Annotated in this window: 13 protein-coding genes and 1 riboswitch; of the genes, 8 read left to right on the plus strand and 5 right to left on the minus strand. The window is 70.0% G+C overall.

Translation table 11 applies throughout. The features are described 5' to 3' along the window. The first annotated feature begins 172 nt into the window (after positions 1-172). Both JANGC3_RS0117920 and JANGC3_RS0117925 read left to right on the plus strand, forming a co-directional pair. Positions 173-685 carry an FxDxF family PEP-CTERM protein gene (locus tag JANGC3_RS0117920; RefSeq protein WP_026133141.1) on the plus strand — a complete coding sequence of 171 codons (513 nt, stop codon included), beginning with the start codon at positions 173-175 and terminating at the stop codon, positions 683-685. Positions 686-829: 144 nt separating this feature from the next. Then, positions 830-1,615, plus strand: coding sequence for a spermidine synthase (locus tag JANGC3_RS0117925; RefSeq protein ID WP_017877871.1), 786 nt, complete (start codon positions 830-832; stop codon positions 1,613-1,615). Here JANGC3_RS0117925 and pdxR read toward each other — a convergent pair. After that, a complete protein-coding gene (gene pdxR, locus JANGC3_RS0117930; protein ID WP_017877872.1) occupies positions 1,578-3,074 on the minus strand; it encodes a MocR-like pyridoxine biosynthesis transcription factor PdxR in 1,497 nt (498 codons plus the stop codon). The two genes, JANGC3_RS0117925 and pdxR, sit on opposite strands and share 38 nt — an antisense overlap. Before the next feature lie 118 nt (positions 3,075-3,192). Here pdxR and JANGC3_RS0117935 point away from each other — a divergent pair, with 118 nt between their 5' ends. The 4 genes from JANGC3_RS0117935 to JANGC3_RS0117950 all read left to right on the plus strand — a co-directional run bounded on the left by JANGC3_RS0117935 (position 3,193) and on the right by JANGC3_RS0117950 (position 4,691). Beyond that, positions 3,193-3,843 (plus strand): pyridoxamine 5'-phosphate oxidase family protein, encoded by a 651-nt coding sequence (locus JANGC3_RS0117935; RefSeq protein WP_017877873.1) that lies wholly within the window; start codon positions 3,193-3,195, stop codon positions 3,841-3,843. Further along, on the plus strand, positions 3,806-3,994 hold the full coding sequence (locus JANGC3_RS0117940; protein WP_017877874.1) for a hypothetical protein: 189 nt from the start codon (positions 3,806-3,808) through the stop codon (positions 3,992-3,994). Before JANGC3_RS0117935 ends, JANGC3_RS0117940 begins: the two co-directional genes overlap by 38 nt. Positions 3,995-4,122: 128 nt before the next feature. Beyond that, positions 4,123-4,410 carry a hypothetical protein gene (locus tag JANGC3_RS0117945; protein WP_157406716.1) on the plus strand — a complete coding sequence of 96 codons (288 nt, stop codon included), beginning with the start codon at positions 4,123-4,125 and terminating at the stop codon, positions 4,408-4,410. Positions 4,411-4,412: 2 nt separating this feature from the next. After that, positions 4,413-4,691: a hypothetical protein gene (locus JANGC3_RS0117950; RefSeq protein WP_198292038.1), complete on the plus strand. Its 279-nt coding sequence runs from the start codon at positions 4,413-4,415 to the stop codon at positions 4,689-4,691. Between the two features lie 17 nt (positions 4,692-4,708). Here JANGC3_RS0117950 and JANGC3_RS0117955 read toward each other — a convergent pair whose 3' ends face one another. After that, positions 4,709-6,346 carry a serine hydrolase gene (locus tag JANGC3_RS0117955; RefSeq protein WP_017877876.1) on the minus strand — a complete coding sequence of 546 codons (1,638 nt, stop codon included), beginning with the start codon at positions 6,344-6,346 and terminating at the stop codon, positions 4,709-4,711. Positions 6,347-6,488: 142 nt separating this feature from the next. Continuing rightward, positions 6,489-6,668: riboswitch (yybP-ykoY riboswitch) on the plus strand. Positions 6,669-6,679: 11 nt separating this feature from the next. On the opposite strand from JANGC3_RS0117955, the gene JANGC3_RS0117960 reads away from it, so the two are divergent. Both JANGC3_RS0117960 and JANGC3_RS0117965 read left to right on the plus strand, forming a co-directional pair. Then, positions 6,680-7,255, plus strand: coding sequence for a TMEM165/GDT1 family protein (locus JANGC3_RS0117960; RefSeq protein ID WP_017877877.1), 576 nt, complete (start codon positions 6,680-6,682; stop codon positions 7,253-7,255). 145 nt (positions 7,256-7,400) lie between these two features. Further along, complete coding sequence (locus JANGC3_RS0117965) at positions 7,401-7,760, plus strand: hypothetical protein (RefSeq protein WP_017877878.1); 360 nt, start codon at positions 7,401-7,403, stop codon at positions 7,758-7,760. A 278-nt stretch (positions 7,761-8,038) separates the two neighbouring features. Here JANGC3_RS0117965 and JANGC3_RS0117970 read toward each other — a convergent pair whose 3' ends face one another. The 3 genes from JANGC3_RS0117970 to JANGC3_RS0117985 all read right to left on the minus strand — a co-directional run bounded on the left by JANGC3_RS0117970 (position 8,039) and on the right by JANGC3_RS0117985 (position 20,944). Continuing rightward, a complete protein-coding gene (locus JANGC3_RS0117970) occupies positions 8,039-16,723 on the minus strand; it encodes a GH36-type glycosyl hydrolase domain-containing protein (RefSeq protein WP_081611907.1) in 8,685 nt (2,894 codons plus the stop codon). Positions 16,724-17,068: 345 nt separating this feature from the next. Next, entirely contained in the window at positions 17,069-18,550 is a 1,482-nt protein-coding gene (guaD, locus tag JANGC3_RS0117975; protein WP_017877880.1) for a guanine deaminase, read from the minus strand. A 261-nt stretch (positions 18,551-18,811) separates the two neighbouring features. After that, entirely contained in the window at positions 18,812-20,944 is a 2,133-nt protein-coding gene (locus JANGC3_RS0117985) for an aminotransferase class V-fold PLP-dependent enzyme (RefSeq protein ID WP_035788808.1), read from the minus strand. Positions 20,945-21,026 lie beyond the last annotated feature (82 nt).

Below are 21,026 nucleotides of genomic sequence, written 5' to 3' on the forward strand. Positions count from 1 at the left end.
CAGCCCGCATATTAGACGCCGTCTATCCGTTCCCGGAATTTCATTTATAAATATCGTATTGACAAGTAAGTTGCATAAAGATAATGTACGTAAACCGTTCAGCAAGTGAGCGGTGGACTCACCATGCAGACTCATCGTTACTTTCTGATAACTTGAAAAATTGGATAACAACATGAAAATCAAAGCCCTCCTTCTTGCCGCCATGCTCGCCGTGTCCACCGGCAGCGCGCTGGCAGCAAACTATGCGGTCAATCTGACCCAGACCACGACGAACCACTGGTCCGCCGCCTTCGCCAGCACACCGGTCACCGGCATCGGCGGCTTCACCGACACCTTCACCTTCAGCCCGGCGGTGCCGAGCAGCACGGCGTCGAGCTACTTCTTCAATTTCGCGCTGGACGGCATGGGCCAATTCAACCCCAACTTCCTGATTATGTTCACCGGCGCGGACCTGAACGGCAACCCCTTCACGCTGTTCAACACGCCGCCGTTTACGCAGGCCTCCGTGTACATCCCGAACGTCGCCGGCCAGCTGGTCATGAACGTCAGCGGCGTCTCCAACGGCGGCAGCTACAGCGGTATCCTGAACGTCGTCACGGCAGTGCCGGAACCAGCCACCTACGGCATGATGCTGGGTGGCCTGGCGCTGGTGGGCTTCATGGCGCGCCGCCGCAAACAGGCCTGAGCGGGCCGCACCCGGTGCCGGGTGCCCGCCCGGCACACTTAAAAGACGCCGCGGCGTCTTTTTTTCCGCCCGCCGCCGCCCGCCCGGGCGCTCCCGGCGCGCGCCAACTGCTACACTTGGCGCCATCCGACACCGAGCACCGCCATGACCCCAAGCATCCCCCCCGCCCGCTACGGCGCCACCGTCTTCGCCTATCCCGGCCACCCGCCGGCCACCGTCACCGAAGAGCGCGGCGTGCGCTACCTGCACCTGGGCACGCCCTGGGTGCAGGGCGCGATGCGCCTGGCCAAACCCGACGCCATCGAACTCGACTACGTGCAGATGATGATGATGTGGACGTTGTTCACGCCGCAGCCGCGCCACATCGTCCAGCTCGGCCTGGGCAGCGCCGCGCTGACCAAGTTCTGCTACCACCGCTTCCCCGGGGCGCGCGTCAGCGCGGTCGAACTGAACCCGAACGTGATCGCCATCTGCGCCGCCCAGTTCGCCCTGCCGGACAACGACGCCCGCCTCGACGTGCGCGAAATGAACGCCCTCGACTTCGTGTTCGACGGCGCCAACCACGCCAGCGTCGACGTGCTGCAAGTGGACCTGTACGACGAGCAGGCGCGCGGCCCGGTGCTCGACACGCCGGCGTTCTACCAGGGCTGCTTCGACTGCCTGGCCGAGGACGGCGTCATGGTCACCAACGTCTTCGGCGACGTCGCCAACTACGACAAAAACCTGCAGGCGATGGGGCTGGTGTTCGACGCCGTGGTCTGGGTGCCCGAGGTGAACGACGAGAACATCGTCGTGCTGGCCTTCAAGAACGCCCCGGCGCTCGACTTCAGCGTGCTGTACGAGCGCGCCGGCGCCATCAAGAGCCGCCTGAACCTGCCGGCCAAGTCCTGGGTCAACGGCTTGAAGGGCTGGATGCTGGACCAGCAATGACGGCGGCGCGCACCAGCGCGGCCAGTTCCGCCACCGCCGCGTCGACGCGCTCGACCGGCACCTGCGCGTAGCCGAGCATGAAACCGTTCCAGCCCGCCCCGGCGGCGCAGGCGTGGGCGCCGAGCGCCGGCGCGACGATGCCCAGACTGGCCGCCTGCGCGCTCAGCGCGATGTCGTCGAGCCCCGCGCCGTGCAGGCGCAGCGCCAGGTGCATGCCGGCCGAGCCGCCGTGCACCGTGGCCAGCGCGCCGAAGTGGCGCAGCAGCGCCGCCACCAACGCGTCGCGGCGCTGCCGATACAGCCGGCGCATGCGCCGCAGGTGCAACGCGAACTGGCCGCTGCGCAGGAACTCGGCCAGCGCCAGCTGCTCGGCGACGCGGCCGCGCGCGGCGCTCTGCGCCAGCAGCGCCGCGAAGCCCGGCGCCAGCGCCGCCGGCACCACGATAAAGCCGATCCGCAGCGCCGGGAACATGGTCTTGCTGAAGGTGCCCAGGTACAGCACCGGCGCGTCCGCCACCAGCCCCTGCATGGCCGGCAACGGCGGGCCGTCGTGGCGGAACTCGCTGTCGTAGTCGTCCTCGATGATCAGCGCGCCGGCCGCGCGCGCGTTGTCGATCAGCGCCAGCCGGCGCGCCAGGCTGAGCACGCCGCCGGTCGGATACTGGTGCGACGGCGTCGTGTAGATCAGCCGCGGCGGACGGCGGCGCCAGTCGTGCGGCGTCGGCGCGATGCCGTCGTCGTCAACGCCGATGCCGGCGATGGCCAGGCCGGCGCCGCGGCAGGCCGCCAGCGCGCCGCCGTAGCCGGGGTTTTCCAGCCAGGCCAGCTCGCCCTCGTCGGCGAAGCTGCGCGCGCACAAATCCAGACTGCTCTGGGTGCCGTCGGTGATGAATACCTGGGCGGCGTCGCAGACCACGCCGCGGGCGGCGCCCAGGTGCCCGGCGATGGCCGCGCGCAGCGGCGCCTCGCCGGCCGGGTCGCCGTAGTTGAGGCGCTCGGCCGGCAGCGCGCGCCAGGCCCGCTCCAGCATGCGCCGCCACAAGGCCAGCGGAAACGCCGCCAGCGCCGGCACGCCCGGCACGAAGGCGCAGTCCAGGTTTTCCTGCGGCGTCACTTGGCGCAGCGCCCGCGCGCGCCGCGCCAGGCCGGCCTGCGGCGCGGCGGCGCCGTCCGGCGGCCGCGCCGGCGGCGCTTGGGCCGGCAGCGTGCTGACCACGGTGCCGCGCCGGTCGCAGACCACGTAGCCCTCGCTGGCCAACTGCTCGTAGGCGTACAGCACGCTGTTGCGCGCCACGCCCAACTCGGCCGCCAACACGCGCGTGGCGACCAGGCGCGTGCCGGCCCCCAGCTGGCCGGCGCGGATCGCCGCGCGCAGGCATTCGTGCAGCAGGCGCTGGCGCGACCAGCCGCGGCCGACGTGTTGCCGCTCGCACGCCGCCATCAGCAAGGCGTATTCCATGGCCCTTCCCTTTCGTCTTTTTATTCCCAGTCCTGGCCCTAAAAAATACCCCATGTCTGGACCTTATGACGGAACCAGCAAGCGATTATATTGCGGTTTTCCCTTTCCGGAGCCACGCATGCCCGATTCCTCCGCCGCACCGAGCCTGCGCACGCGCGTGCGCCGCATGGCCGAGCTGGCCGACTACGACGCCACCACGCTGTACGCCATCATCGACGCCGCCTACCTGTGCCACATCGCCTTCCACGACGCCGGCGGCGCGCACTGTATCCCCACCGCCTGCTGGCGCGACGGCGGCCACCTGTACATCCACGGCTCGAACGGCAGCCGCCTGCTGAAGCGTCTAACCGAGGCCGACAGCTGCGTCGCCATCACCCACCTCGACGGCCTGGTACTGGCGCGCTCCGCCTTCAACCACGCGATGAACTACCGCTCGGCAATGATCTACGGCCGCTTTGAAAAGGTCGCCGGCGCCGCCGCCAAGCAAGCCGCGCTGGCGGCGCTGATGGACAAGCTGGCGCCGGGCCGCCAGGCCGAAGTGCGCGCCGGCAGCGCCAAGGAAATGGCCGCGACCAGCGTGCTGCGCATCGCGCTCGACGAGGCGGCCGCGAAGGTGCGCAGCGGCGCGCCGCGGGACGACGCCGACGACATGGCGCTGCCGGTCTGGGCCGGCGTGCTGCCCTTCGCCCAGCGCCGCACCGCGCCGCTGGCCGACGCCGGCGCCGGCGCGCTTGCGCCCGGCTACGTGCGCGACTGGTGCCAGGAGTAAGCGCAACGCCAACCCGCTCGACAAGGCCGACCACCAGGGCGGCGTCTGGGCGCTGGCGCCGACCTACGCCAACAAGGACGCCGGCCGGGCCGGCTACCAGGCGATCGGCGAGAGCGACCGCACGACCTTGAAATTCGTCAAACCGCAGTAATCCGCGACAGGCGGCCGGTGCCCCGCCGGCTGTGGCTGGCGGCCGGCAAAATGGCGCGCCGGCACGCCGCTGGGGCATGCTTTGGTGTAATCTTGGTGGCACCGTCCATATTACACTGGGAAATATCCGTGCCAATACGGCATTCGTCTTCACCGCGACGCGCCGGCCCCGCCCAGTTGGCGCTGGCGCTGCCGGCGGCCATCGCGCAAGACCGGCGCCAGGGCCCCGACACCGGTTTCGCCACCTACGCCGAGACCGACGACAACCATTACCTTGCGGCGTTCACCGCCATCCCGGCCAAGCAGGCGCTGGCCGAGGCGCAGTCGGTGCGCGACAAAATCATCCTGGCCGGCCTGTTGTGCTTGGTGCTGCCGGTGGCGCGGCAAAGCGTTTTTAACCAACAAGGCAAGCGATGAAAATGAAAAAACTGGTTGGCCTTGCGCTGGCCGCCGGCGGCGTCGCCGCCTTGGTGTCGGCGTCGTTCGTGGCCGGCGCGGTCTTGCTGGTGGTTGGCATGGCCTGCCTGCTGGCGGCGCCGGGCCGGGGCGCCGCGCCGGGCGATTCCGGCGGCGACGGCGGCGTCGCCGGGAGCGGCGGCGACAGCTCATCCGGCGACAGCGCAAGCGACGGCTGCGGCGCCGGCTCGGACGGCGGCTCGGACGGCGGCGGTTGCGGCGGCGGCGACGGCGGCGACTAGCCCCCCCCGCCTAGCGCCTATTGCTGGGCTTTTTTCGCCTTCACCGGCGTAAACGCCAGGTCGGCGAAGTCGTAGCTGAAATCGGTCTCCGCCGATACCGGCGCCATTTTCATGCGCTCGACGCTGCCGTCGGGATTGAGGGCGAACGTGACATAGGCGTCGGCGTTGAAGTTGCGCTCCTTCCAGCGCACGATGAAGGTGTCGTGCTGCCAGTGCTCCAGCTCGCCGACCAGGTCGGGCGTGCGCGAAAAACTCAGCAGATGCTTGCCGCCGTCGTGGCGGATGGTCGCCGCGCCGTACCACGCGTCCTGGTATTCGCCGTCATAGGCGGCCGGCGGCAGCGACGGCCGCGACTTGGCGGCGCGCGCGGCGGCGGCCTTGCCCTGCTTGTGCGCGTCCTCCGCGTGGCCGGCGCGCTCGGCCGCGCCGATCAGGCCGATCCAATCGCTCGGCGCCACGCCCAGGTAATGGTCGAGGATGCGCCACTGCAGCGAGCGCATCGCCGCGCCGCTCTCGGCGTTGGTCAAGATCGCCACGCCCAGCTTCGCCTCCGGCACCATCACCACCTGCGAGAAGAAGCCCTGCAGCGCGCCGCCGTGCTGGGCCAGCTTCATGCCCTTGTAATCGCGCAGGTTGAAGCCCAGGCCGTAGGCGTTGAAATTGGGCGTCAGCGCTTCCAGGCCCGGCTTCGGCTCGGCGATTTTCATCGGCGTCTGCGCGGTCCACATTTCGCGGCCCTGCGCCGCGCTGAACAGGCGCGCCCGCGGCTCGGCGCCGGCGCCGATCCGACCGCCGTCGAGCAGCGCCGCCATCCATTTCGCCAGGTCCTCGGCGTTGCTGTTGATGCCGACCGCGCCGACCGCGTTCGGCACCGGCATCGACTTCACCGCGGCGATCCGGCCGTTGATCTTGCTGTGCGCGCCGGCCAGGTTCGGGTTGCCGGCGTTGTCGTCCAGGCTGGTGGTGGTGGCGTGCATGCCCAGCGGCGCCAGGATGCGCTCGCGGATCGCCGCGCCCCAGGGCTTGCCGGCCTTCTCGGCGATGATCTTGCCGGCCACGATGTAGAGCAGATTGTCGTAGGCGTAGCTGTTGCGGAAACTGCTCGCCGGGCGGATGTAGCGCAGCTTCTCGATGATCTCGTCGGTTGAAAAACTGCTGGTCGGCCACCACAGCAAATCGCCGGCGCCCAAGCCCAGGCCGCTGCGGTGGGTCAGCAAATCGCGCACCGTGATGGCGTTGCTCACATACGCGTCGTACATCTGGAAGCCCGGCAAATGCTTGGTGACGGGATCGTCCCAGGCCAGCCTGCCCTCGTCGACCAGCATCGCCAGCGCGGCGGCCGTGAACGCCTTCGAATTCGACGCCACCTCGAACAGCGTCTGGGCGTCGACGGCGGCCGGCTGCCCCAGCTTGCGCACGCCGAAGCCCCTGGCGACGAGCACCTTGCCGTCCTTGACGACGGCGATGGCGATACCGGGCACGTCGAAAGCCTTCAAGACGCTGGCGACGTCGGCGTCGAGGTCGAAGGCCGGCGCCGGCGCGGCGGCGGCGGCAACGGCGGCGGCGCTTGGCTGCGCGGCGGCGCCGGCCAGCGCCGGCTGGCTGGCGGCGAACGCCAGCAAAATGGATGCGGCAAAGCGGTTCAGCGAATACATATTGCGAGTCTCCAAGAGGGTCGGTACGGTGGCCGCTTGACTAAGGCAAGCGTCGGGCAGAATAGCACTTCCCTGCCCCGAATAAAACATTGCCCCCAAGACGCGCAACACGCTGGGTTTGTTGTCGAGTCTGGTATCATGCGCGCTGAACATTGGGGAGTAGTCGTCCTTCGCCCACGGCGCGGGAACCTGTATCAACATAATCGGCCCGCAGGCCGTGGTGCAGGTGGTCGTAAGACTTGACGAGACCATTGATCAAAGGGCGGCCGCATGGGCCGGAGTCGCCCTTGGATCATTGGTTAATCGTCCGGCCCGCGTACCTCTCTTATTTCCATGGAAGCTTTCTTCGTCTCCACCGGCATCGTCGCCCTCGCTGAAATCGGCGATAAAACCCAATTGCTCGCTTTTTTACTCGCCGCCAAGTTCCGCAAGCCGCTGCCGATCGTGCTGGCCATCCTGCTCGCCACCGTCGCCAACCACGCCTTTGCCGCCGCCGTCGGCGCCTGGGTCACGTCGCTGATGGGGCCGGCCGTGCTGCGCTGGGTACTGGGGCTGTCCTTCCTGGCGATGGCGGCTTGGACCCTGGTGCCCGACCAGATCGACGAAGACGACGCCAAGCTGGCCAAATACGGTGTGTTCCTGACCACGCTGATCGCCTTCTTCCTCGCCGAAATGGGCGACAAGACGCAGGTGGCCACGGTCGCGCTGGCGGCGCGCTACGACGGCATCGTCGCGGTGGTCGCCGGCACCACCTTCGGCATGATGCTGGCCAACGTGCCGGCCGTGTACCTCGGCGAGCGCATCGCCAACCGGGTGCCGCTGCGGCTGGTGCATGGCATTGCCGCCGCCGTGTTCGCGCTGCTCGGCCTGGCCACGCTGCTGGGCGCGGGCGCCAGGCTGGGCTTGTAGCGCGAGGCTGATTATTAATCAACAATGTTGGTGTTGCCGTAACGAACGACCAACATTGTCAATTTAAAATAGAATTACGACATCGAGCAATTCGGGGCCATCGCCCGCACCGGCGCGCGCCACCGATCACTTTATAAGGATGACTATGCAATTGAATGCACAACGCGCGCTCGTGGCGGCGCTGATGGCCATCGCCGCGGCCGGCAACGCCTGCGCCGTGACGATGATTGTGAGCGAACCTTCGGCGCAGACGGCGTTCTTCGACGGCGCGCTTGTGCCCGCGCAGAGCGCCGACGACGCCGCGCCGGCCATGGCGCTGGCGCAGCAAGTCGCGGCCGATCCGTTCCAGCCGGCGCCGGCCGCCGCGCTAGCGGCGGCACAGGCCAATGAGATGGCGGAGGAACCGTCGCCCTACGAAATGCTGTTGCTGGGCGCCGGCCTGATGATGCTGGTCGGGCGCAGCGGAAAGAAAAGCGCGCCTTGGGCGCCGTCGACGGTCGCGTAAGGTTGCGGCCTGGGTGAAAAAAAAAGCGGCATCGCGATGCCGCTTTTTTTGCGCCTGTTTTTCCTGCCGCGCCTTGGCGTCAAGGCGCCGCCGCCGCACATACAAGCAAGGACGCCGCCCCGGGGGCCGACGCGCAGGCCGCCAAGCTGAGCTTGCGTAGGTCGGATTAGCCAAGCGTAATCCGGCGCCGCGCCGCTGCCGGCGCCTGTCGGGTTACGCCCTGGCGGGCTAACCCGACGTAAGGCAACCGCGCCGACTGAACGGCCGCGGGCGGCCCTTTAACCGCGCGCCAGCAGCAGCTCGACCGCGTGCTCGCGCCCGTCGTCGAGCAAGGCGATGCTGCCGTCCGGCTGCGCCGCGCCGTCCACCGTCAGCCCAAGCGGGCGCCCACCGGCCGGCTCGACGCGGATCACGTAGACGCTGGCGCCGTGGCGGTAGCGCAGCGTGAAGCCGTCCCAGTCGGCCGGCAGCAGCGGCGCCAGCGTCAGCGCGCCCGCCTCCAGCGTCACCCCCAGCAGCGATTCAAGCACCAGCCGGTACATCCAGCCCGACGAGCCGGTGTACCAGGTCCAGCCGCCGCGGCCGACGTGCGGCGCCACCGCGTAAACGTCGGCCGCCACCACGTAGGGCTCGACCTTGTAGCGCGCGCTGCCGGCGGCGCTGCCGCCGTGGCGTACCGGGTTGATCATGCGCAGCAGTTCCCAGGCGCGCTCGCCGTCGCCCATTTTGGCGAAGGCCATCGCGGTCCAGATCGCCGCGTGGGTGTACTGGCCGCCGTTTTCGCGCACCCCCGGCACGTAGCCGCGGATGTAGCCTGGGTTCATCACGCCCTTGTCAAACGGCGGGTCGAGCAATTGCACCAGGCCGGCGTCGCGCCGCACCAGGCGGGCGTCGACCTGGGCCATCGCGCCGCGCGCCCGCGCAGGGTCGGCCGCGCCCGACAGCACGCCCCAGCTTTGCGAGATCGAGTCGATCTGGCACTCGTCGTTCAGGTGCGAACCGAGCGGCGTGCCGTCGTCGAAATAGGCGCGCCGGTACCATTCGCCGTCCCAGGCGTGCAGCTCGACGTTGGCGGCCAGCTTCAGCGACTCCTCGCGGCACAGGTCGGCGAAGGTGGCGTCGCCGCGGCGCGTGGCCACGCCGGCGAAGCGTTGCAGCACCTGGTACAGGAAGAAGGCCAGCCAGACGCTCTCGCCCTTGCCGTGCTCGCCGACCTTGTCCATGCCGTCGTTCCAGTCGCACGAGCCGATCAGCGGCAAGCCGTGGACGCCGAAGCGCAAGCCGTGGCGCAGCGCCCGCACGCAATGTTCGTACAGGTCGGCGCTCTGGCCGGAGCGGCCCGGCAGGTCGTAATAGGAGTCCTCGTCCGGCTTGACGGCGCGGCCTTCGAGGAAGGGCGCCACCTCGGCCAGCACCTCGGTGTCGCCGGTGGCCTCGATGTAGCGGCAGGCCGCCAGCGGCAGCCACAGGTAGTCGTCCGAGCAGTGCGTGCGCACGCCGCGGTCGGACGGCGGGTGCCACCAGTGCTGCACGTCGCCTTCGACGAACTGGTGGCGCGCGCACAGCAGCAAGTGCTCGCGCAGCAGTTGCGGCGCGGTGTGCACCATCGCCATCGCGTCTTGCAGCTGGTCGCGGAAGCCGAACGCGCCGCCGGACTGGTAGTAGCCGCTGCGCGCCCACAGGCGGCAGGCGATGGTCTGGTACATCAGCCAGCCGTTGGCCAGCACGTCGAGCGCCGGGTCGGGCGTGGCGATCTGCACCGCGCCGAGCGTGCGCTGCCAGTGCGCGCGCACCCGCGCCAGTTCGTCGCGGGCGTTGCCGGCGCCCTGGTGGCGCGCCACCAGGCTGCTGGCGTCGGCGTTGCGGCGCCCGCCGACGCCGAGCACGAAGACGATCTCGCGCTCCTGGCCCGGCAGCAGTTCGAACGGCACCTGGATCGCCGCGCACGGGTCCAGCCCGCTGCCGCACTTGCCCGACAGGCGCAGCCGGCGCAGCGCGGCCGGGTTGGCCAGGCTGCCGTTGCGGCCGATGAATTCGTTGCGGTCGCAGGTCACGCTGCGGCCGGCGCCGTCGGCGTGGAAGAAGCCGACCCGGCCCGAGAATTCGGTGTTGTAGGCGTTGCGCGCGAACAGCGCGCCGCTGACGGCGTCGACCTCGGTGACGACGTGCATGGTCGACTTGGCGCGCAGGTCGCCCAGCACCCATTCGACGTAGCCGGTGGCCGACAGGCGCCGCGGCGCCGCCGAGTCGTTGCGCACCTTCAGCACCGCGTATTTGACGGCGGCGTCCAGCGCCACGTAGGTCGTCAGTTGCGAGTGCAGGCCGGCCTCGCTGTGCTCGAACACGCTGTAGCCGAAGCCGTGCCGCGTGGTGTAGGCGCCGCTGCCGCGCGCCGGCAGCGCGCTGGGCGACCAGAATCGGCCGCTGTGCTCGTCGCGCAGGTAGAAGGCCTCGCCGCTGCCGTCCGAGACCGGGTCGTTGTGCCACGGCGTCAGGCGGAATTCATGGGCGTTCTCGTTCCAGGTGTAGGCCTGGCCGCTTTCCGAGACGACGCTGCCGAACTGGGCGTTGGCCAGCACGTTCGACCACGGCGCCGGCGTCTGCTGGCCCTGCTCCAGCGTGATCACGTATTCGGTGCCGTCGGGCGTGAAGCCGCCCTGGCCGTTGCCCAGGATCAGCGCCGGCTTGGCCGCCGGCGCTACCGGGTAGGCCTCGGCGCGCCCGTCCGGGATCAGCGGCGGCGTGCGCAGCGCAACCGGGCCGGGTCGCTTGATCTGCTCGGCCAGCGTGCCGCGGCTGTCGCTCAGCACCACCCGCGCCACCGATTGCAGCAGGATGCGGTCCTCGTTGGCGATCTGGTCGGCCAGGCGCACGAAGATGCCGCCCGGCCGGTCGATCGACTGGGCGTCGATGCCGGACGAAATCAAGCCCATGATCTGTTCGTGCAGCAGTTGCCGGTAGCCGGACTGGTCCTCGTACCAGATCACCAGGTCGACCACCAGCCCCTTCAGGCGCCAGTAGGCGTGCGCCTGCACCAGCTGGCGCGCCAACTCGATGTTGGCCGGGTCCTTGATCTGCAGCAGCACGATGGGCAGGTCGCCGGAGATGGCGTAGGCCCACAGGCCGGACTGGCCGCGCTGGTTCTTGATCAGGATGCTGGCGTCGGCCCGCAGCGAGGCGTTCGGGTAGATCACGCTGTTGGCCAGGCGGCCGTACAACTGGGCGTCGGCCTCGCTGGCGTTGAGCTGGCGCAGCACCACCTGGCTGTGGGTCCAGGCCAGTTCGAAGACGCGGTCGGCCAGGTGGCGGTCCTGGTACTTGTCGACCAGGTGCAGCGCCGCCTCGCGCGTGTCGCACACGCCGGTGACGACGTCGATGGTGGCGCACTGGTGCGGCTCCAGCGTGATGCTGTAGCGGATCGCCAGCACCGGGTCGAGCACCGAGCCCTCGGCGCCGGCCAGCGCGGCTTCGGCCAGCGGCGCGCGCAGCGCCCACGGCGCCTGGGCGTTGCCGCCGCGGCCGATGAAGGCGGCGCGGTCGGTTTCGAACGAGACCGCGTCGGCGGCCGCGTCGTGCAGGGTCATCTGGTGCAGCAACCACGGCGCCTGCTCGTCCTTCGAGCGCGGCCGGCGGCTGCACAGGATGGCGTTCTCGTCGCGCAGGATTTCGCTTTGCACGAACAGCTTGCTGAACGCCGGGTGGGCCGCGTCGGCCGCCGGCGGCGCCATCACCACTTCGCTGTAGCTGGTGATTTCGATGCGCCGGCGCCGCTCGGATTTATTCGTGATGCGGGTCCGCCGCATTTCGATGTCGTCCTCCGGCGAGACCACGATTTCGGTGTACAGGTCGAGCCCCTTGTCGGAGCGGCGGAACTCGGCGCGGCCCTCGGAGAAGATCACCTCGTACTTCTTCGGCTCGACCAGCGTCGGCTGGTAGGTGTTGGACCAGAAGCTGCCGTCGTCGAGGTCGCGCAGGTAGCAGAAGCTGCCCCAGTTGTCGCGCGTGCCGTCCTCGCGCCAGCGCGTCACGGCCAGGTCCTTCCAGCGGCTGTAGCCGCCGCCGGCGCTGGTCACCATCACGTGGTAGCGGCCGTTCGACAGCAATTGCGTCTCCGGCATGGCGCCGCTGTGCAGCGTCAGCGCGCGCATCGGCGCGCTCTGTTCGGCGGCGCCGACGCGCAAATCGGCCAGCTCGGCGCTGTTGGAGTAGAACGCGCCGACCTGCGGGGTGCGCTCCTGCAGCACCAGCAGCGCCGACTGCAGCAACGGGTCGGACTCGAAGCGGCGCTGCATCGGCCGGTCGTGCAGCAGGTAGCTCAGGGCCAGCAGGCCCATGCCCTGGTGGTGCACCATGAACGAGCGGATCACCGCGCAGCTCTGGCCGCGCGGCAGCCGCGCCGGCGTGTAGTCGACCGCCTCGTAGAAGCCGTAGCGGCCCATGAAGCCGGCCGCCTGCATGCGCTGCATGTTCTGGCAGGCCGCCTCCGGCTGCACCATCAGGCCCAGCATGCTGGCGTAGGGCGCCACCACCAGGTCGTCGGCCAGGCCGCGCTTCAGGCCCAGGCCCGGCACGCCGAAGGCGCGGTATTGGTAGTTCAGGTTGGCGTCGACGGTGTGGTAGCCGGACTCGGAAATCCCCCACGGCACGTCGCGCTGGCGGCCGTAGTCGATCTGCGCCTCGATCACCGAATGGTAGGTCTGGTCGAGCAGGGTGTACGGATAGTTCGGCATCACCAGCAGCGGCATCAGGTACTCGAACATCGAGCCGCTCCACGACAGCAGCACCGGCTGGCCGGCCACCATGCACAACTGGCGGCCCAGCGCGAACCAGTGCTCCTGCGGCAGCTGGCCCTGGGCGATGGCGACGAAACTGGCGAGGCGCACCTCGGAGGCCAGCAGGTCGTAATAGCTGGCGTCGAGGCGGCGCTCGCCGACGTTGTAGCCGATCGCCAGCAGCTTGGTGGCGGCGTTGTACAGGAAGCGGTAGTCGACCTGGGCGAAGTCGCGCGCCTGCCCGGCCAGCGCGGCCACCAGGCGCATGCGCGCGGCGGCGGCGGCGGCGCCCCGCGCCACCAGTTCGGCCAGTTGGCCGTGGCGCTGGGGCTCGTCCGGCGGCGCATCGCCGGCGCCGGCGCCGCCGGCCATGGCGGCCAGTTCGCGCAGCGTCGGCACCCGCACCAGGCTGGCGTCGAACAGATTGGTCGAGGCCAGCGCCAGCCACGGCGCCAGTTCCAGCAGCTCGGCCAGCGCCACGCGGCATTGCCGCGCCAGCGCCTCGGCCCACATTGCCAGGGCCGGGTCGTCGCCGCCCTGGGCCAGCGGCACGCAGCGCGCGGCCGCCTCGCTCGCCTGGCCCAGGTAGGCGTGCCACTCGGGCAGGTTGGATGGATACAGCGGACGCAGCGGCGCCAGGTGCTGCTGCAGCGCCTCCAGCGCCGCCAGCAGCGCGGGGTTGGCGGCCGCGGCGGCGTGCTCGCCCAGCACGCGCAGGGTGGTGGCGATGCCGTCGGCCAGTTGCGGCGCGACGATGGGGGCGTCGAGCAGCGCGACCAGGCCGGGCTGCAAGGTCAGCAGGTGGCCGGCCAGGTTGCCGCTGTCGACGGTGGAAATATACACCGGCTGCAGCGGTTGCAGGCTCTGGATGTCGTACCAGTTGTAGAAGTGGCCCTGGTGGCGCTCCAGCGCGGCCATCGAGCGCAGCGTGTTGTCGCAGCGCTGCAGCAGCTCGCCGGCGCCGATATAGCCGAAGTCGTAGGCGCTCAGGTTGGCCAGCAGCGCCAGCCCCATGTTGGTCGGCGAGGTGCGGTAGGCAACCACCGCCAGCGGATGCTCCTGCATGTTATCCGGCGGCAGCCAGTTGCCCTGCGGGCCGACGAAGGTGTCGAAAAAGGCCCAGGTCTTGCGCGCCACCGTGTGCAGGAACTGGTGCTGTTCGGCGCTCAGGCGCGCCACTTCGCGTTCGATCGGGCGGCTGATCCACCAGCCGATCGCCGGCGCCAGCATCCACAGCAACAGCAGCGCGGCGGCCAACGGGAAGGCGGACGGGCGCCAGGCCAGCAGCGCGGCGCCGGTGGCCAGCGCCAGCAGCGGCGAAGCCCACATCGCGCGCCAGTTGCCGGCCAGGCCGCTGCCGCAGCGCGCCAGCGCCGAGGCGCGCCACTCCAGCAGGTGCTGGTGCGAAAGGTTCAGGCGCCACAGCGTGCGCAGGATGGCGTCCAGGCTGAACCAGGCCTCGTAGGGCAGGAACACCAGCGTCAGCATGGCGTGCGAAAACTGCAGGCCGCAGCGGCGTTCCCAGCCCGCCAGGTGCTGGCGCCACAGCGTGTCGCGCGGCTTGCGCGCCAGGTCGTACAGCGCCGCCGCCAGCGGCGGCACGAAGATCACGCCGAACAGCGCGCCGCACCAGAAGGCCGGGTTGGGCAGCATGGTCCAGGCCAGCAGCAGGCCCAGCGTCAGCGCCGGCGCCACCAGGCTGCGGCGCAGGTTGTCGAACAGCTTCCAGCGCGACAGCGCCGACAGCGGGTTCGGCTCGCGCTTGCCGGCGCGCCCGGGCACCCGCGGCAGCAGCCAGCCGAACAACTGCCAGTCGCCGCGGATCCAGCGCTGGCGCCGGCTGACGTCGTCGCAATAGCGCGCCGGGTATTCCTCGTACAACTGGGCGTCGCTGAGCAGGCCGGCGCGCAGGTAGCAGCCCTCCAGCAGGTCGTGGCTGAGGATGCGGTTGTCGGGCAGGCGCTCGCCCAGCACGCGCTCCCAGGTGTCGACGTCGTAGATGCCCTTGCCGATGAACGAGCCTTCGTGGAAGACGTCCTGGTACAGGTCCGAGACGGTGCGGGTGTAGGGGTCGATGCCCGGCTCGCCGCCGCACAACTGCTCGTAGCGCGAGGCGTTGGCGCCCGGCAGGCTGACCGCCACGCGCGGTTGCAGGATGCCGTAGCCGGCCAGCACGCGGCGCCCGGACGGGTCCAGCACCGGCCGGTTCAGCGGATGCATCATGGTGGCGATGAACAGGCGCGCGGCGTCGCGCGGCAACTGGGTGTCGGTGTCGAGCGTGATCACGTAGCGCAGCTCGGCCAGGCCCTCGGTGTCGCCCTCGACCAGCGCGAACTTGTCGCGCGCGCCGCCGCGCATGAAGCGGTTCAGGTCGGACAGTTTGCCGCGCTTGCGCTCCTGGCCCATCCAGCAGCGCTGCTGCGGATTCCACAGGCGCGGCCGGTGCAGCAGCAGGAACGGCGCGCCGGCGCCGTCGCCGCGGTACTTGTCGTTGAGGGCGGCGACGCGCTCGCGCAGGCGCCGCAGCAGCGCGGCGTCGTCCGGCATCACCGCCTCGGGCGCGTCGGCCAGGTCGGTCAGCAGGCAAAAGCGCAGCAAGGGGTCGCGGTTGGCCAGGAAGCGCACCTCCATGCCCTCGCACAACTGGTCGACGTTGGCCTCGCTGTAGACCAGGCTGGGCAGCGCCACCACGGCGCCGGCGCCGGCCGGGATGCCGGCGCGGAAATCCATCCGCGGCAGCGGGTGCGGCGTGGTGCACAGCGTCGCCAGCCAGTTCACCAGCGCCAGCGCGAACTGGCTGGCGGCCAGCACGGTCAGCAGCGCCAGCGCCGCCAGCACCCAACCGTGCACGCCGTGGCGCACGGCGCGTTCCAGCAGCAGCGCGCTGACCACCGTGGTCAGCGCCGCCACGCTGCCCAGGTACACCGCCAGCGGCGCGGCGCGGCCGGTGCGCTGCAGCGCCTCCAGCGGCGGCAGGCGCACGCCGGCCTGTTTTTCCAGCACCAGCAAGCCGCCGCCGACCAGGTAGAAGCCGACGTGGCCGGTGCGCGGGTCGGCGCCGGCGCCGTGGTTGCGCGCCAGTTGCAGCGCCATCTCGGCGACCTCGACCTCGCTGGCCGGGCTGCGCTTGGCAATGCGTTCGATGACGTGGCGGTACTGGTCGCGGGTGGCGAAGTCCATGCTGGCGTAGACCCCGGCCGGGTCGCAGCGCAGGCTCTGCTCGACGACGCTCATCGACTCGACGAACTCTTGCCAGTCCATGGTGCCGAGGAAGCGCAGGCTGCCGATGCTGTTGGCGACCGAGACCTGGTCGCCGGCCTGCTGCTGGATCTCGTTCTGGATCTGCTGCTCGATGGTCTGGCCGCTCTCGGCCAGCCGGTGCGTGACCCAGGACAGCGCCAGCGTCAGCGCCGGGCCCTGGCCCTGCAGGCGCCGCGCCAGCTCGGCCACGAAGGCGCTGGTGATGGGCGGGTTCGAGCGCGCCATGTCGGCCACCAGCAAAATCAGGCCGCTGGGATTGCGCTCGGCGACCTCGGTCATCTGGTCGGCCCAGCTGTTGGCCAGGTCGCGCTGGCGGCGGTTGTCGGCCACCCGCGCGGCGACCCGGCGCAGGTTCTCGATCAGCGCCAGGCGCAGCATGATGGGAATCGCCCACAACTCGCCCAGGCTGAGCGTGGCGACGTCCTGGTAGGCCTCGACGAAATGGCGCAGGCTCTCCGGGTCGACCCGGCCGTCGCCGTGCGAAATGATCTCCAGCGCGATCCGGTAGACCCGCGGGCAGCCGTCGGCGCCGCCCAGGCGCGGCAACTCCTTGCTGTAGTCCTTCGGCAGGTGCCGCTTGGCGGTGCGGATCTGCTCCTCGATCAGGTAGAAGTTATCCAGCAGCCATTCGGACGCCGGCGTCACCTGGCGCCCGCCCTTGACGGCGGCGGTCAGCTCGTTGACGGTCTCGGTGATCAGGGTGGCGTTGGCGGCCAGCCGCGCCAGCAGGCGGTCGCTGCCGCCGCGCCGGCCGAGCTGGTGGCCGGCCGCCAGCGTCTTGCCGTGCGCCGCCATCTGCATCGCGCTGAACAGTTCGGAGCGCAGCGGCAGGGCGTCGTCGGCGTCGCCGCCGGCCGGCGCGGCCGCGCCGGCGGCGACGCGCCATGCGGCGAATTGATCGGCCAATCGGGTGATATATTGTTTCAACATGAACCTCGCTAGGTTCGCGCACGGGGACGCGGCACCGCCGGCACGCGCCATGGGTGCGGCGATGTTAGTTATGGAGGGGAGTTCTCTTCTGCATCCTAAGTGCCGGCACCGATCGCCACTGTGCGTTAACGAACATAAGAGGCGCATTGCAGTCACACGGGCAATAAAAAACGGCGCGACAGGCGTTTTAAGGCGGAATAGTTGGGCAGTGGAAATAGCGGGGCGCGATGTGATTTTCGCAGGCCGGGTTTGCCCTCCGCTGTTACACGGCGTGGGGCAAACCCGACCGGCGTCGGCGGCGGCCCGGCGTCGGCTGACGCCTTGCGCGCATCCGACCTACGGCACTCAGTTCGACGAATAGTTCGTCGTGCCGCCCGTGCTGACGGCCCAGCGCTTACCCATCACATAGGTTTTTTCGACATTCCGGTCGTCGCCCAGGGTTTGCAGCACGAACAACTTGTCCTCGACGCTGGCGGCGCGCTGCATGCGCAGACGCATCAGGTCGGTGGCGTTCGGATTGACGACGATGAAGTCGGCTTCCCTGCCGGCGCGGAAGCTGCCGACCTTGTCGTCCAGGTCGAGCGCCTTGGCGGCGCCCAGCGTGGCCAGGTAAAAGGCCTTCAGCGAAGTCAGCGGATGGCGCTGGTCCGGGTTGTCCACATAGGCCTTGTGCAACTGGCTGACCTTGTAGGCCTCGCCCATGGTGCGCAGCGCCGAAAAACTGGTGCCGGCGCCGACGTCGCTGCCCAGGCCGACCTTGACCTTGTACTGCTCGGCCTTTTGCAGGTCGAACAGGCCGCTGCCGAGGAACAGGTTGGAGGTCGGGCAAAACGCCACCGCCGAGCCGGTCGCCGCCAGCGACGCGAACTCGTCGTCGCGCAGGTGCACGCCGTGGGCGTAGATCGAACGCTTGCCCGACAGGCCGAAGCCGTTGTAGACGTCGAGGTAGCCGCTGGAGGCCGGGAACAGCGCCTGCACCCAGGCGATTTCACCCTTGTTCTCGGACAGGTGGGTGTGCATGTAGACGTCCGGGAACTCCTTGAGCAGCTTGCCGGCCATCGTCAACTGCTCCGGCGTCGACGTCGGCGCGAAGCGCGGCGTCACCGCGTAACGCAGGCGGCCCTTGTTGTGCCAGCGCTGGATCAGCGCCTTGGAATCGGTGTAGGACGTCAGCGCGGTGTCGAGCAGGTAGTCGGGCGCGTTGCGGTCCATCATCACCTTGCCGCCGATCAGGCGCATATTGCGCGCGCTGGCCTCCTCGAACAGCGCGTCCACCGACTGCGGGTGCACGGTGCCGAACACCAGCGCGGTGGTGGTGCCGTTGCGGGCCAGCTCGTTCAAAAACACCTTGGCGATTTTTTGCGCGTAGGCCTTGTCGGCGAACTGCTTTTCGGTCGGGAAGGTGTAGGTTTCGAGCCACTCCAGCAGTTGCTGGCCGTACGAGCCGATCATCTCGGTTTGCGGGTAGTGGACGTGGCTGTCGATGAAACCGGGCATGATCAGCTTGCCGGTGTAGTCGACCACGTAGACATAGGGGTTGGCCGCCAGCACGCTGGCGGCCGGGCCGACCGCCTTGACCTTGCCGTCGGCGCCGACCAGCAACACGCCGTCCTCGAAATACTCGTACGGCTGCGCGCTGGTGGCCGGGTCGTCGAGGAAGTGCAGCACCGAGCCGCGGTAGGCCACGGTCTGCGACTGGCCCTGCTGTTCCTGGCTCGGACTCTGGTTCTGCGCGGCGGCCGGTAGCGGCCCCGCCATGGCGGCGGCAACGATGGCCGACAGGTACAGCGGCAAGCGTTTTTTGCTGCCTTTTTTGATACATTCCACAGGTGTCTCTCTTTCTCGTTAAAGGAATAGAAGAATTCAACCGGCGTCTCAAGACGCTCTCGTCGGACCTGAATGTACGGCAGCGGCATGGGGGCGGTATTCACGTTCGCGCATGCCGACCATTCCTGGATCGATATGCATAAACGCCGCAGCAGGCGTATAAAAAAGATAATTTTTTCCGATGGGAAATAAAAAAAACCCAACAATACTCGGCATTGTTGGGGTTTTTACCACAGTGCCGCGCGCCGCCGCGCCGGCGGATCAGGCGGCCAGCGCCAGCGGCGTCAGCGCGGCCTCGGCCAGCGCCATGCCGCCGCTGACATGCCAGGCGGCCGGGTAGCCAAGCCGGTGCAGGCAGGCGACCGCCTTGCCGCTGCGGTTGCCGCTGCGGCAAAAGAACACCAGCGGCACCCGCTCGCCGCGCAGCCAGTCGCCCAGGTGCGCGCCCAGGTGGCTCAGCGGTACGCTCAGCGCGGCGCGCCCGCCCAGGGTGGCGGCGGCGCCGGCCGCGTGCTCGTAGCTTTCGCGCACGTCCACCAGCAGCGCGTCCGGATGGCTGCGCAGGAAGGCGTCCAGCGCGGCCGGCTCCAGCTGGGCGCCGCTGGCGTCGACGGCGGCGACCGCGCCGCGCTCGGCGCGCAGGCTGCTGCAGACTTGGCCTTGCTCGTTGCGGCCCGGACAGAGCAAGGTGTCGAGGTCGATCGGCGCGGCGTCCAGCGCGGCCGCCGCCAGCTCGCCGGTGAAGGCGAAGCGCACCGCCGGCGGCGCCAGCACGCCGCCGGCCGCCGCACCCAGCAGGTAGTAGGCCTGGCCGGGACCCGGCGCCACCCGCGCCAGCGCCTGCGCCCCCAGCGCCAGCGCGGCGCAGACGCTGCCGTCGCCGAGCGCAAGGCTGGCGGCGGCGGCCGGCCAGCCCAGCGCGTCGGCGTCGGCGCCGGCGCCGGCGGCCGGGTCGAGCCGGCCGGCCAGCTCCGCCAGCAGCGCCGCGCGCAGCGCGCCGCCGTCCCGCGGCGCGCTAGTGTGCAGCAGCGCCGCCACGCGGTAGTCGTGGCGGCGCACATACGCAACCAAGCGCCCGGCCAGCGCCGCCAGCGGGTCGATGATGACGCAGCTGCGGCTGGCCGCGTCCGTCACCAACCAGGTGCAGGCGCCGTCGGCCCCGAGCTGGATAACGCCGTCGCGCGCCGGCGCCGCCGGCCCGGACGGCATCAGGCAGGCCGCCCGCAGCGCCGCGCCGCAACGCTCGATGCGCCGGCAGGCGGCGGCGATGGTGGCCGCGTCGGTGTGCGGGCCGAACGACATGCGGATCGCCGCGCCGCTGCGCCAGCGCGGCAGGCGCATCGCCTCCAGCACGTAGCTGGGCGCGCTCTGCGCCGACGAGCAGGCGCTGCCGGAACTGACGCGCACGCCGGCGGCGTCGAACACGTCCAGCAGTTCCTTGCTGGCCACGCCCGGCACGGAAAAGTTCAGCGTGGTCGGCAGCGACAGTTCCAGCGGCATGTTGAAGACGATGCCGGGCAGCGCCTGGCGCAGGCTGGCCACCAGGCGCGCGCGCATCGCCGCCAGTTCGGCGTGGCTGCGGAAGGTGGCGCCGTCCTCCAGCGCCGCCAACACCGCGCCGAGGGCGGCGATGCCGGCCATGTTTTCGGTGCCGGAGCGCTGGCCCGACTCCTGGCCGCCGCCGACGATGAGCGGCGTGAACGGCGCGCCGGCGCGCACGTACAACATGCCGACGCCCTTCGGCGCGTACAGTTTGTGGCCGGAGAACGGCGCGTAGTCGATGCGCGTCGCGCTCAGATCCAGCGCCAGCTTGCCGAGCGCCTGCACGCAGTCGACCAGCCAGTAGGCGGCGCTGGCGCTGTCGGCCAGCACGGCGGCGATGCCGTCCAGGTCGGACACCACGCCGGTCTCGTTGTTGGCCGCCATGGTGCACAGCAGCGCCGTCTGGCCGGCCAGCGCGCGCAGCGCCGCCAGGTCGTGGCGGCCGTCGCCGTCGACCGGCAGCGCGCGCAGTTCCAGGTCCAGCCCGAGCAGGCGGTTCCAGTGCGCCAGGCTCTCCGGCACGGCCTTGTGCTCGGTGGCGCCGTACAGCAGCAGCGTGCCGATGGCGGCGCCGCCGGCGCGCCGCTCGCGCAGCGCGCACAACGCCGACAGCACGGCGGTCTGGATACCCTCGGTGGCGCCGCTGTTGAACATCAGGCGGCCGGCGCCGGCGCCGACCACGCGGCGGGCGCGCCGGCGCACCGCCTCCAGCATGGCCTTGGCCCGCAGGCCGGTGGCGTGGGTGCTGCTGGGGTTGCCGAAGCCGAACGCCATCGCCTGCGCGGCGGCGGCGAGCGCGGCCGGCAGCACGGCGCTGGTGGCGTTTCCGTCGAGGTAGATTTCGGTCATCATGGTGTTATCCTTGCAAGTAAGTTCCATCACAGTTTAACCAGCGCCAGCCGTGAAAACATACTCATTCACCCTGCATTACCAT

The sequence above is a fragment of the Janthinobacterium sp. CG3 genome (assembly GCF_000344615.1).
Lineage (GTDB): Bacteria > Pseudomonadota > Gammaproteobacteria > Burkholderiales > Burkholderiaceae_D > Janthinobacterium.

Coding starts and splice junctions, on each gene's coding strand:
- JANGC3_RS0117920 (WP_026133141.1), top strand. CDS start 173: ATGAAAATCAAAGCCCTCCTTCTTGCCGCCATGCTCGCCGTGTCCACC.
- JANGC3_RS0117925 (WP_017877871.1), top strand. CDS start 830: ATGACCCCAAGCATCCCCCCCGCCCGCTACGGCGCCACCGTCTTCGCC.
- pdxR (WP_017877872.1), bottom strand. CDS start 3,074: ATGGAATACGCCTTGCTGATGGCGGCGTGCGAGCGGCAACACGTCGGC.
- JANGC3_RS0117935 (WP_017877873.1), top strand. CDS start 3,193: ATGCCCGATTCCTCCGCCGCACCGAGCCTGCGCACGCGCGTGCGCCGC.
- JANGC3_RS0117950 (WP_198292038.1), top strand. CDS start 4,413: ATGAAAAAACTGGTTGGCCTTGCGCTGGCCGCCGGCGGCGTCGCCGCC.
- JANGC3_RS0117955 (WP_017877876.1), bottom strand. CDS start 6,346: ATGTATTCGCTGAACCGCTTTGCCGCATCCATTTTGCTGGCGTTCGCC.
- JANGC3_RS0117960 (WP_017877877.1), top strand. CDS start 6,680: ATGGAAGCTTTCTTCGTCTCCACCGGCATCGTCGCCCTCGCTGAAATC.
- JANGC3_RS0117965 (WP_017877878.1), top strand. CDS start 7,401: ATGCAATTGAATGCACAACGCGCGCTCGTGGCGGCGCTGATGGCCATC.
- JANGC3_RS0117970 (WP_081611907.1), bottom strand. CDS start 16,723: ATGTTGAAACAATATATCACCCGATTGGCCGATCAATTCGCCGCATGG.
- JANGC3_RS0117985 (WP_035788808.1), bottom strand. CDS start 20,944: ATGATGACCGAAATCTACCTCGACGGAAACGCCACCAGCGCCGTGCTG.